12 protein-coding genes are annotated in these 11,271 nt (G+C 44.5%); 4 read left to right on the top strand and 8 right to left on the bottom strand.

What is annotated here, in order from left to right:
- The first annotated feature begins 64 nt into the window (after nucleotides 1-64).
- Together NST01_RS17075 and NST01_RS17070 are read left to right on the top strand one after the other, a co-directional pair.
- Nucleotides 65-208: a hypothetical protein gene (locus NST01_RS17075; protein ID WP_003214884.1), complete on the top strand. Its 144-nt coding sequence runs from the start codon at nucleotides 65-67 to the stop codon at nucleotides 206-208.
- 114 nt (nucleotides 209-322) lie between these two features.
- Nucleotides 323-1,642 (top strand): UDP-glucose dehydrogenase family protein, encoded by a 1,320-nt coding sequence (locus NST01_RS17070; RefSeq protein WP_046526708.1) that lies wholly within the window; start codon nucleotides 323-325, stop codon nucleotides 1,640-1,642.
- Between the two features lie 40 nt (nucleotides 1,643-1,682).
- On the opposite strand, the gene NST01_RS17065 is transcribed toward NST01_RS17070, so the two are convergent.
- The 5 genes from NST01_RS17065 to alsS all read right to left on the bottom strand — a co-directional run bounded on the left by NST01_RS17065 (nucleotide 1,683) and on the right by alsS (nucleotide 5,950).
- A complete protein-coding gene (locus tag NST01_RS17065) occupies nucleotides 1,683-2,216 on the bottom strand; it encodes a chromate transporter (RefSeq protein ID WP_007497548.1) in 534 nt (177 codons plus the stop codon).
- Nucleotides 2,216-2,776: a chromate transporter gene (locus NST01_RS17060; RefSeq protein WP_058337158.1), complete on the bottom strand. Its 561-nt coding sequence runs from the start codon at nucleotides 2,774-2,776 to the stop codon at nucleotides 2,216-2,218. The genes NST01_RS17065 and NST01_RS17060 overlap by 1 nt, the downstream gene beginning before the upstream one ends.
- Nucleotides 2,777-2,813: 37 nt before the next feature.
- Nucleotides 2,814-3,290 (bottom strand): Lrp/AsnC family transcriptional regulator, encoded by a 477-nt coding sequence (locus tag NST01_RS17055; RefSeq protein WP_017360010.1) that lies wholly within the window; start codon nucleotides 3,288-3,290, stop codon nucleotides 2,814-2,816.
- A 153-nt stretch (nucleotides 3,291-3,443) separates the two neighbouring features.
- Entirely contained in the window at nucleotides 3,444-4,205 is a 762-nt protein-coding gene (gene budA / locus NST01_RS17050; protein ID WP_370529243.1) for an acetolactate decarboxylase, read from the bottom strand.
- Between the two features lie 44 nt (nucleotides 4,206-4,249).
- Entirely contained in the window at nucleotides 4,250-5,950 is a 1,701-nt protein-coding gene (gene alsS, locus NST01_RS17045; RefSeq protein ID WP_017368183.1) for an acetolactate synthase AlsS, read from the bottom strand.
- 150 nt (nucleotides 5,951-6,100) lie between these two features.
- Here alsS and alsR point away from each other — a divergent pair, with 150 nt between their 5' ends.
- Nucleotides 6,101-6,988 (top strand): acetoin biosynthesis transcriptional regulator AlsR, encoded by an 888-nt coding sequence (gene alsR, locus NST01_RS17040; protein WP_008343276.1) that lies wholly within the window; start codon nucleotides 6,101-6,103, stop codon nucleotides 6,986-6,988.
- A gap of 59 nt (nucleotides 6,989-7,047) precedes the next feature.
- Complete coding sequence (locus NST01_RS17035; protein ID WP_008343275.1) at nucleotides 7,048-7,665, top strand: flavin reductase family protein; 618 nt, start codon at nucleotides 7,048-7,050, stop codon at nucleotides 7,663-7,665.
- Between the two features lie 233 nt (nucleotides 7,666-7,898).
- Here NST01_RS17035 and rbsB read toward each other — a convergent pair whose 3' ends face one another.
- The 3 genes from rbsB to NST01_RS17020 are packed head-to-tail and all read right to left on the bottom strand — an operon-like array spanning nucleotide 7,899 to nucleotide 11,266.
- Nucleotides 7,899-8,816: a ribose ABC transporter substrate-binding protein RbsB gene (gene rbsB, locus NST01_RS17030; RefSeq protein ID WP_008343273.1), complete on the bottom strand. Its 918-nt coding sequence runs from the start codon at nucleotides 8,814-8,816 to the stop codon at nucleotides 7,899-7,901.
- Nucleotides 8,817-8,829: 13 nt separating this feature from the next.
- A complete protein-coding gene (rbsC, locus tag NST01_RS17025; protein ID WP_008343271.1) occupies nucleotides 8,830-9,783 on the bottom strand; it encodes a ribose ABC transporter permease RbsC in 954 nt (317 codons plus the stop codon).
- Between the two features lies 1 nt (nucleotide 9,784).
- Nucleotides 9,785-11,266: a sugar ABC transporter ATP-binding protein gene (locus NST01_RS17020; protein WP_008343268.1), complete on the bottom strand. Its 1,482-nt coding sequence runs from the start codon at nucleotides 11,264-11,266 to the stop codon at nucleotides 9,785-9,787.
- Between the last annotated feature and the right edge of the window lie 5 nt (nucleotides 11,267-11,271).

Genomic DNA, 11,271 nt, shown 5'->3' with positions numbered 1-11,271 from the left:
GTATTGCATAAACCAACCATACAGCATATAATAATGAAATTAGTGGAATCGAAAGGATACAGACATGGATAATAAGGGTTTAAATCAAGAAGAGTTTTTAAAGATTTTGATGTACGCTCATGATATTGGTGAAAATTCCAATGATGTCACAACAAAAGAAATGCTTGAAAATCTGATTGCTCATATTCGAAATGGCCTTGTTTCATAAAAGTAACCCCCTGCTCTCTCAGCAGGGGGTTTTTGTATGCTTTTATGAATGGAACGAAAATCCCCGGCATACGATGACATTACAAGCATAAGGAGTATGGGGAGCTGATGTGTCATGAAGGTTGCGATTGCAGGCTGTGGGTATGTAGGGCTTGTCACAGGGGTGTGTTTAGCAGAGGCGGGACATGATGTGACATGTATGGATATTGACCGGCGGAAGGTCATGCAGCTGAAGCAAGGGAATCCTCCGATGTACGAGCCGGGATTAAAAGAACTGCTCAAACGGAATATGGAGCAAGGACGCATTCGTTTTCATATTAATGGAGCGTCAGCCTATTCGCAGGCTGACGTGTTAATGATTGCTGTCGGTACCCCGCAGCAGGCAGACGGTCAAGCTGATTTGCAGTATGTCTTTCAAGCGGCAAAGGAGATGGGCTTACAAGCAAAGCCAGGCGCAGTGCTTGTCGTGAAAAGTACAGTGCCTGTCGGAACGGGCGATCAAATTGATCATTTGATTCATCACGTGTTAGGTCGTAAGGAGCCATTATCTATCGCATCGAATCCAGAATTTTTACGAGAAGGCTCTGCCATCTCAGATACGTTGCGAGCGGATCGGCTGGTGATTGGAGCCGAAACAAAGAACGGATTAGATCAGCTAGAGTCTATGTATGCGGATTTCCACATTCCATTCGTGAGAACAGATCGGAAAAGCGCAGAGATGATCAAATACGCATCAAATGCATTTCTTGCCACAAAAATCAGCTTCATGAATGAAATTGCTTCGATTTGTGGAAAAACAGGAGCTGATGTTGAGAGAGTTGCAGAAGGGATGGGACTCGATCAGCGGATTGGTGCTTCGTTTCTTAGGGCAGGCATTGGTTACGGAGGTTCCTGTTTTCCGAAGGATACAAATGCCCTTGTTCAAATTGCAGGGCATGTGTTCCATGATTTTGAGCTATTGAAGGCTGTCATCAAAGTCAACAATGAGCAGCGGGCTACTTATATTCGAAGTGTGAAGGAGCGAATGGGAGAAAACTTGGAAGGGAAGAGAATGGCCCTTCTTGGCCTTTCATTTAAGCCGAATACTGATGACATAAGAGAGGCGCCGTCGATCCCAATCGCTCATCAGCTCCATCAATTAGGAGCGGAGATCGTGGCCTATGATCCTGCTGCCGCCCGCAATGCGGCTCAAGAACTGCCTGATCAAGTCTTTTTTGCTCAAACGATTGAAGAGGCGATAAAGGATGCTGATGCTGTCTGTATACTAACAGAGTGGGCGGATATTCAGTCCTTTCCACTTTCAGCTTATAAAGATTTCATGAGGCAGCCGATCATTTTTGATGGCCGGAATTGTCATACGCTTGAAGCGGCAGAAGCAGCTGGTGTCGAGTATCATTCTATTGGGCGCAGGCCTGTCTCTCCTATTTATATGTAATGAGAAAAACCGATAACTTCACGTGTTATCGGTTTTTGCGTTAATGCGGAAGAATGAATCCGCCATATAAAAATGCAGCCACTATTAGAAAAGCAGGGTGCAATTTGAATTTGGTCATAAAGAAAAATGAAATGGCGGCAATGGCAAGTGATTGCGTCCAGCCAATGGCTTTCACGGCATCTCCGCCAATTTCCCATGTTAATAAAAGCATCATCATCGCAATGACAGGCTGTACAGATAGAGTCATGCCTTTGACGACAGAAGATTGGCGAAAACGATCAATGAGTTTTAGCAATAAAATCAATCCAATAGCAGACGGTAGGACCGTCGCAAGCAGTGCAACGATAAAGCCTGGCCATCCCATGACATCATAGCCTACATAAGCCGCAATTTTCGTAGCGATTGGACCTGGAAGTGCGTTGGCTAATGCGAGCATATTGGAGAACCCTTCGTTTGTCATCCAATGAAAATGATTGACGATTTCTTCATAATTGAGTGGAATGGAGGCAGGTCCTCCACCATACCCTAACAGATTGGATAAGAAGAATGCCCAGAATAAAAAGAGAATCAGCATCACGAAGACACTCCTTTCTCTTTATTTGTTCGATTCCAGCGATCTTTCAGTCTAAAATGAAAGGCACCATAACATAAAAAGATGATGACAATGATTCCTGGATGAATCGAGAGTACTTGAAGACCGACAAATGCCAAAAGGAATAGGGCGATTCCGAAGATCATGCCGAAGCCCTTCAACGCTTTTTGTCCAAATTCATATGCCATCATTCCTAACAGAACGGCAATCACTGGTGTCACAGCACCGATCATATTTTGAATGATGACTGAAGAGCTTAAGACGCTGACAAGTGTAACAAGTGCCACCATAGCGAGACATGTCGGTAAAATATGTGCAGCTGTTGCAACAATGGCGCCAGATACACCTTTTAATCGATAGCCGAGGTATGCCGACATTTTCGTAGCAATCGGTCCAGGTAATGCGTTGGCGATGGCGAGTGTTTCTCCAAATTTGTCATCATTGATCCATTTGTATTTGACGACCGCTTCATGGCGAATGAGCGGGATCACAGAAGGTCCTCCGCCAAATCCCAGAATACCGGTTCGCACCATGGCGATCATGAGTTCAAGATATGATTGCAAGTGGTTCAACTCCTATCTACAATTTCATGCCCATTCGGCTTTTGTATCGTTTAATGAGCATTTGACAGTCAACACTGACGACGCCTTCAAGCGGGTACAGCTTCTTTGTCAGGAACGTCTCCATTTCCTGTTCATTTTGAAAAATGCCATGCATATGCAGTTTGCTTGGTCCTGTCATATGATAAAGGCTTGTGACGGCTGTTTCCTGCTCAAGCTGAAGGGCGACTGTTTCTAAACATTTCGGCTCAACCTCTACGTTAAAAAAGACAGAGACATGAATGCCGATCTTTGCTGGATTAATGACAGCGGTGAATCGTTCAATGACACCTGCTTCAATGAGCTGCTGAATACGGGCTTGTACAGCAACACGGGAAAGGCCGACTTGTTTCCCTAGATCCGTGTAGGACATACGCCCGTCCTCGTGTAATAAGGAAAGAATTTGTTTATCTCTTTCATCTAATGTTAAGTTTGGAATGCGATATTCATGTGCCACCGTATAACCACCTTTCTTCTGTTGATATTCTATCATATTTTATTACGAATAGAATGTTTGATTTTTAATTGAGTAACGAAATGAAATAATAAAAGAAGATAACATATCTTTTTGCATGAAAAAACACCCCAGTATCACCGGGGTGTGTTCATTTTATTTTTCTGGGCTGCTTTCCGCACTGGCAATTTGTTGTGCAAGGTCAGCACGATCAATGTCTGCTTGGAAGAACTCCTGCGTATTTGGAAGGTGTAAATTCATGTGACGTTTTTGGGAAATTCGAATGGTCACTTGATCCACAGTGTAATCAAATACATGCCCGCCTACGCTGCGATCATCATCAATAAAGTGGAGATGATATCCGCTTACCGCAATGCCATGTGCGTACTGTGGTGTACGGAAGCCTGCGATCGTCCCGCGAATATTTTCAAAATCGAAAATAGGCTGTGACTTGACTGCTTCCACCATCGGAACGTAAGGTTTTTCCTGTTTTTCAACCGTACGGGTTTGAACCTTTTTGAATGACCCATCGATGCGGATCGCATAAAAGACATTTTTGCTTGGTAAGATTCGGTCGATTTCTTCCTCTAGCTCTTTGGACGTCATCGGTGCATCAATTCGATGAACGATGTCCGTTTCAAAGAATGCTAGAGAGCAGAATGGTGAATAATCTTGATCGGTTACTGGTGTGGCTGTTCCATCAGAGCGCAGTCGATAAAAAGCGCCATCAAAGCCGATTAGTTCCCCATCTAATTGATTGAATGTGCCAATGCCAAAATCACCGTGCTCGGGAATATGTGATAGGGAGAAATCTCCATCGTATACGGCTTCCAGCAAGGAGGTCATGGTTGATACTTGATAGACCTCTTGCTTTTTGTCCTGCGGTATTGTGTTGTTTTGTTGATTCATTGGGTGCATCATACCCATATCCGCTCACTCCTTTAAAGTAATGTATCGAAGTCTTATCTGACGTTCGTTGTGTGTTTTTCACGAAAGACTTCTGGCCATTTTTGACTGGCGAGGTCTGGGTTGTCTTGATAGTCTATCGGAATATCAATAATAACGGGTCCTTCTATGTTTATACCCTTTTGAAGGACAGTTGAAAGCTCTTCAGGTGAGTTGACACGTAATCCAGTTGCTCCAAAGCTTTCTGCATATTTCACTAAGTCGATCTGACCGAACTCAACACAAGACGTACGGTCATACTTCATTTCCTGCTGGAATGCCACCATATCGTATGTGCTGTCGTTCCAAACGAGATGAACGAGATTTGTTTTCATGCGCACGGCTGTTTCTAATTCCATGGCGGAGAAGAGAAAACCGCCATCACCTGAGACTGAAATGATCTTTTCATCTGGATTCAATATGGAGGCTGCAATTGCCCATGGTAATGCCACGCCAAGTGTTTGCATTCCGTTACTCACTAGGAACGTGTTCGGTTCATAAACACGGAAGTGGCGAGACATCCAAATGGCATGAGATCCGATATCACATGTCACTTTCGTGTCATCTGGGATGATACGTCTCAACGTATGAATGACATCCAGCGGGTGTGATAAATGACTTTCTCTTTCTGGTGCTTTTTCGATATCACTTAACAGCTCTTGTAATTCTGTGACCAGATCTACGTTCTTTTTGCATAATGAAAGTGGAACGCTGTCGTGGGCTAGATGTTGCACCGTTTCAGATATATTGCCCACAAGCTCAAGCGTCGGTTCATAGAAATGGTCAATATCTGCCTGCATGTCATCTACATGGATGATGTGACGCTGCTGCGGTTTCAAATTCCAATGCTTCGGATCGTATTCGATTGGATCAAAGCCAATAGTTAAAATCACATCCGCTTTCTCAATGAGAAGGTCCCCTGGCTGATTACGGAATAAGCCGATTCTGCCCACATATTGAGGCTCAAGCTCTCTTGAGAGAACGCCGGCTCCTTGGTACGTTTCGACAAATGGGATACCAAGTGTTTTTAATAATGTTCTTGTCGCATTTGCCGCAGCTGGACGGCTAGCTTTCATTCCCACAATTGCAACAGGTAAGTGCGCATTTTGAATTTTGGCGATGGCCGAACTGATGAGAGCATCCGGTGCAGGACCTAGTTCTGGAGAAGGGTGAGCAGACACTGGTGTTTGTGTGGTGTGTTCGGTCACGACATCTTGTGGAAAGCTGATAAATGCTGCTCCAGCTTGACCTCTTTGTGCCGCGCGAAAAGCATTTGTTAATGCTTCTGGTATATTGTTTACGTCTTGTACTTCAACGCTATATTTTGTCACTGGTTTGAATAATGCCGCATTGTCGAGTGATTGATGTGTTCGTTTGAGTCGATCCGCACGGATGACGTTTCCAGCAATTGCAACAACAGGGTCACCTTCTGTATTGGCTGTTAATAGACCTGTCGCTAAATTGGATGCGCCAGGACCTGATGTGACGAGACAAACGCCTGGTTTGCCAGTTAAACGACCGACAGCTGCTGCCATGAATGCCGCATTTTGTTCGTGTCTGCATAGCACAAGCTCTGGACCTCTGTCTTTTAATACATCAAATACTGCATCAATTTTTGCACCTGGAATCGCAAAAACATGGGTCACACCTTGGGCAATGAGCGTATCAACAATCAACTCTGCTCCTCGTTTTGTTAGGGGTTGTGTTTGAGAATTCATTTACCCCGCACTCCTTTCGGCAAGTAAAATTTTTTATGAAAATATATTTTCATGATATGATTTACTATACATTTCACAAAATAAATTTTCCAATATATGTTTAACGTAGTTTTAATATGTTTCACGAATAAGTGTTTGAGGAGTGAAAGGATGGAACTGAGACATTTGCAGTATTTTGTCACAGTCGCGGAGGAGCTGCATTTCGGCAGAGCGGCCGCACGATTGAACATGACACAGCCTCCACTTAGTCAGCAAATTAAGCAGTTTGAGGAAGAATTGGGATTTCCTTTGTTTCACCGGTCTAAACGGGTGGTGGAGTTAACAGCTGCTGGAAAGGTTTTTTTACATGAGGTCCGGGGGGTGCTGCATCAGCTTGATAAAGCCGTTGATCATGCCCGGCATACGGCAAGAGGGGAGCTTGGGAAGATTATCATCGGTTTCGTTGGTACAGCGACATATGATATTCTGCCGCCAGTTGTCCGTGAATTCAGAGAGCTGTACCCCTCTGTCAGTATTGAGCTGCAACAGCTCTCTGTCCCGCAGCAGCTTGAGGCGCTTTTGAATGGTGAGATTGATATTGGTTTTTTGCATCCTACATCACCGCAAGAAGAATTGGTCAGTCGTTTAATGAAGCAAAGTGAATGTATTTTTGCGATTCCGAAAAACCATCCGCTGGCGGAAAAAGAAGCGGTCACGATTGAAGATATTCGTGATGAGCCGATTATTTCTTTATCAAAGGAATCATGGCCGTCCCTTTATCAGCATTTTGTCCTACTTTGTGAAAAGTACGGATTTTCACCCAATATCGTGCAGGAAGCAGCAGAATATCAAATGGTCATTGGTCTTGTCACAGCGGGAATCGGAATTGCTATCATTCCAACATCGGCCCGGCGTTTATTTAATTTAGATGTGGTGTATCGGTCAATTGAAGGTGAGCAGCTACTCGCGGAATGGACCATTTCTTATAGACGAGAAAATCATAATCCGGCATTGTTTCATCTTGTCCATCATATTCTCCATCGTGCTGAGCCGGAATAAGGGAAGAGAGAACGGGGTATGGTATGATGTCGTTACATATAAGAGGAGGCGTGTCTGAAGTGATTACATTACAAATGGATCAGTTGTCACGAAAAGAAGCATATAAAGTATTATCTGGTTCCGTCGTTCCAAGACCCATTGCATTTATTACAAGCCTTTCTAAAGAAGAAGTCGTCAATGCTGCACCATTTAGTTTCTTTAATGTCATTAGCGGCCATCCTCCGCTGATCGCTGTTTCTATTGGACGTCGTCAAGGAGAGATGAAAGATACAGCAAAACATATCATCGACAGGGAAGAATTTGTTGTCCATGTGAGTGATGAAGCGATGATTGAAGATATTAATGAAACAGCTGCTACTTTGCCAGAGGATGAGAGTGAGCTGACTCGTACCGGTCTTCATCAAGTGAAGAGCAGCGTGGTGTCAGTGCCAGGAATCAAGGAAGCACGCATTCGCTTTGAATGTCAGCTGGAAAAACATCTGACCTTTCAAAATGATGAAGGGGAGATCACAGTCGATCATATCATTGGCCGGGTGGTGTGTGCGCATTTAGATGAATCCGTCTATGATGCGGAAAAAGGATATATTTTTACGAATGAATTAAAGCCAGTTGCACGTTTAGCGGGGAATGATTATGCCCATTTAGGTACGCCATTTGTACTGAAGAGACCGGAATAACATCTAAAACCCCCGAGGCTATCGGGGGTCCAGCGTGTAGACAAACCCTCGCATTCTTTGTCAGTCCTGCGCTTCGGTGCTCACGAATGTCAATTCGCTCTGCTCCGGTCCTCGTCCTTCCTAGACTGCAAAGGTTTTCTATTACGCTGAAAAGAAAACAAAGTGCTAAAATAAAGTTCATTTCAGCCTTTGTCTACAATCTAAAACCCCCGAGGCTATCGGGGGTTTAGTGTTTATTTCTTTTGTTCTAGTTTCAATGGAGCGGCGATATTTTTTTCTACCTTTTTGCCTTTTAATACATCGTCCGCAGCGCCGACTGCCAGTTGACCGATCAGCTCTGGCTGCTGCGCGACTGTTGCAGATAGTTTTCCTGCTTTGATCGAGTTGAGTGCATCTTCGTTACCGTCAAAACCAACGACAAGAATGTCTTTTCCAGAGCTTTGGATGGCCTCTAGTGCGCCAAGCGCCATTTCATCATTGTGGGCAAAAACGGCTTTGATGTCAGGGTTTCCTTGAAGAAGGTTTTCCATCACGTTGAGCCCTTTTGTCCGGTCGAAGTCAGCGGCTTGTTTTGCTGTGACATCTAACTGTTTGTCTGCAATTTGATGGAAACCTTTTCCTCGTTCACGTGTCGCAGAAGCACCTGGTACACCTTCTAGTTCAGCCACTTTTGCTCCTTTACCGACTTTGTCGATGATAAAGTTAGCGGCCATTTCGCCGCCTTTGATGTTATCGGAAGCAACGAGCGCTTCAACCTTTCCGCTTTCTGCCGAACGGTCTAATGTGATGACCGGTATGTCTGAAGCATTCGCAGATTCGACAGCCGTTGATATGGCAGAGGAATCGGCTGGGTTAATGAGTAATGCATCAACCCCTTGTTGAATTAAATCTTCTACATCACTCGTTTGTTTGGCTGAATCATTTTGTGCATCGGCAATGACAACTTCGATGCCAAGCTTTTTCGCTTCTTTTGTCACGCCGTTTTTAAGAGAAACGAAGAATGGGTTATTTAAAGTCGAGATCGACAGTCCGATTTTCATGTCTTTTTTCTTGCCATCCTTTGTTGATTTGGCCCACTCTGGCGGTTCAAGCGAGCAGGCAGAAAGCATGAATAGTGAGAGAGTCACGATCAGGATTACATATTTTTTCATAGCAGCTGCCTCCTTAAGCAGATTTCTTTCTGTCGAGTAGGACTGCAATTAAGATGACAATCCCTTTCACAACAGACTGATAGAATGATGAAACACCAAGTAAGTTCATACCATTGTTCAAGACCCCGATAATGAGTACCCCGATGAGTGTGCCGACAATTCGCCCTCTTCCGCCGGATAGGCTTGTCCCGCCAAGTACAACGGCAGCAATTGCATCAAGTTCATACGACGTACCAGCTGTTGGCTGGGCTGAGTTGAGACGAGATGTTAAGATCGCACCTGCTAAAGCAGACATAAAGCCGGCTAAGGAATAAATCATGATTTTGACGCGTGGTACTTTAATACCTGAGATGAGGGCTGCTTTTTCATTTCCGCCAATGGCATACGTTCTTCTGCCAAAAGGTGTTTTATGAAGCAAGACCCAGAGTACGATAAAGGTGAGAAGCATGGTGATCGCTGGAACAGGAATGCCTAAGAAATATCCACGGCCAAATAGCTGAAATGCATAGTTAGAGCCAAGCCCTGTAATTGGGTTTCCGTCTGTATAAACAAGCGTCAATCCTCTGAAAATCGTCATCGTCGCAAGTGTTGCGATAAAAGGAGCCATTTTTCCTTTTGTGATTAAAAGACCGTTGATCATTCCAAGGATGGCACCGATGATACATCCAACGATGATGGCAAGAATCGGGTCCAAACCAGATACAATAAAGCCGGCAGTCAGAGCACTAGACAGCGCTAGAATGGCACCGACAGACAAATCAATTCCTCCGGTTAAAATAACAAATGTCATGCCAAAGGCAATGAGGGCGTTAATGGAGATTTGTCTGAGTAAGTTTAAAATGTTTAATGGTTCTAAAAAGGCCGGATTTAAGATAGAAACAATGGCGACAAGGATGATGAGTCCTAAGAATGGCCCAAGCTTTTGCATGATGTGATCAAATCGTCCATTTGAAGTAAGTGGTTTCATGTTACTTCCCTCCTGTAGCTAGTGTCATAATTCGTTCTTGTGTAGCTTCTGTTTTACTTAATTCTCCGCTGATGGTTCCTTCATGGATGACAAGCACTCGATCGCTCATCCCAAGAACTTCTGGGAGCTCAGAGGAGACCATCAAAATGGCAACACCTCGATCTGTCAGCTCGTTCATGAGCTGATAAATTTCTCGTTTCGCCCCGACGTCGACACCTCTTGTCGGTTCATCTAAAATCAGCACCTTCGGTTGAATGCCGATCCATTTGGCGATGACGACCTTTTGCTGATTTCCACCGGACAGGCTGCGTGCAGAGATTTCAGATGAAGCGGTTTTGATCGTGAGTCGTTTGATGAGCAGGTCAACAAAATCCTGTTCGTTTTTCTTATCAATCAGCCCCTTTGGAGAGAAGCTGTCTAAGTTAGGTAACCCGATGTTTTCCCGAATGGATGCATCTAGCATCAGTCCTTCATCTTTGCGATCCTCCGTAATAAAACCGATGCCAAGCTTGACCGCATCACTTGGTTTTTTAATAACAGCCTTTTTCCCATGAACCCAAATTTCTCCTTGATCCAGGGGATCGAGTCCAAAGAGCGACCGCATCATTTCTGTCCGGCCAGCGCCCATTAAGCCTGCAACACCGACAATTTCCCCAGCTTTGACGGAAAAACTGACATCTTGAAAGCGGCCTTTCCTCGTTGCTTGCTTCACCTCTAGGACGATATCACCAGTAGAAGGTGTGCGCTCAGGGTAACGATCTGTTAATTCGCGGCCGACCATTTTTTTGACGACTTCATGGAAATTCGTGTCCGGTATCGCTTTCGTATCGACCGTTTTTCCGTCACGCATGATCGTAATCCGGTCACAGATGGCAAAGATTTCTTCCATCCGGTGAGAAATGTAGACGATGGAAACGCCTTCTTTTTTGAGTGATTCAATGACCTGAAATAGCTTTTCAATCTCACGGTCTGTGAGAGCAGCTGTTGGTTCATCCATAATAATGACCTTTGCATCGGTCATTAACGCTTTCGCAATCTCAATCATCTGCTTTTGGCCGACAGAACAGCTTCCTGCCTCTTGATCGAGCGATAAGTTGACAGACAATCGGTCGAGCTGCGCTTGGGCGAGTGTTTTCATTTTTTTGGTGTCTAGGAGACCAAGTTTTGTATAGATTTCTTTCCCGATAAATAAATTCTCGAGTACCGTCATATCAGGCCATATATTCAGCTCCTGATGAATGAAGGCAATCCCGTTCTGCTCGGCTTCTTTCGGATTTTTGAAAGCGGTTTCTTTTTCGTCGATTTGAATCGTTCCTTGATCCAGGGAATAGAGTCCTGTCAGCAGATTCATTAACGTTGATTTTCCTGCCCCGTTTTCACCCATAAGTGCATGGACTTCACCTGTGACGAGGTCAAAGGAGACCCCGGCGAGAACGGTGTTTTTTCCAAAGGCCTTATGGATGTTATGCATTTCAATGTTCATAAGTG

The sequence above is a fragment of the Bacillus sp. FSL R7-0166 genome (assembly GCF_038008935.1).
Lineage (GTDB): Bacteria > Bacillota > Bacilli > Bacillales > Bacillaceae > Bacillus > Bacillus altitudinis.
Note: the sequence above shows the minus strand (reverse complement) of the source record. Positions and strands in the feature narration are given on the sequence as shown.

Excerpts from the sequence above, each read along its gene's own strand:
- NST01_RS17020 (WP_008343268.1), bottom strand. The coding sequence starts at position 11,266 with ATGAACATTGAAATGCATAACATCCATAAGGCCTTTGGAAAAAACACC.
- NST01_RS17070 (WP_046526708.1), top strand. The coding sequence starts at position 323 with ATGAAGGTTGCGATTGCAGGCTGTGGGTATGTAGGGCTTGTCACAGGG.
- NST01_RS17065 (WP_007497548.1), bottom strand. The coding sequence starts at position 2,216 with ATGCTGATTCTCTTTTTATTCTGGGCATTCTTCTTATCCAATCTGTTA.
- rbsB (WP_008343273.1), bottom strand. The coding sequence starts at position 8,816 with ATGAAAAAATATGTAATCCTGATCGTGACTCTCTCACTATTCATGCTT.
- rbsC (WP_008343271.1), bottom strand. The coding sequence starts at position 9,783 with ATGAAACCACTTACTTCAAATGGACGATTTGATCACATCATGCAAAAG.
- NST01_RS17075 (WP_003214884.1), top strand. The coding sequence starts at position 65 with ATGGATAATAAGGGTTTAAATCAAGAAGAGTTTTTAAAGATTTTGATG.
- alsS (WP_017368183.1), bottom strand. The coding sequence starts at position 5,950 with ATGAATTCTCAAACACAACCCCTAACAAAACGAGGAGCAGAGTTGATT.
- budA (WP_370529243.1), bottom strand. The coding sequence starts at position 4,205 with ATGCACCCAATGAATCAACAAAACAACACAATACCGCAGGACAAAAAG.
- alsR (WP_008343276.1), top strand. The coding sequence starts at position 6,101 with ATGGAACTGAGACATTTGCAGTATTTTGTCACAGTCGCGGAGGAGCTG.
- NST01_RS17060 (WP_058337158.1), bottom strand. The coding sequence starts at position 2,776 with ATGATCGCCATGGTGCGAACCGGTATTCTGGGATTTGGCGGAGGACCT.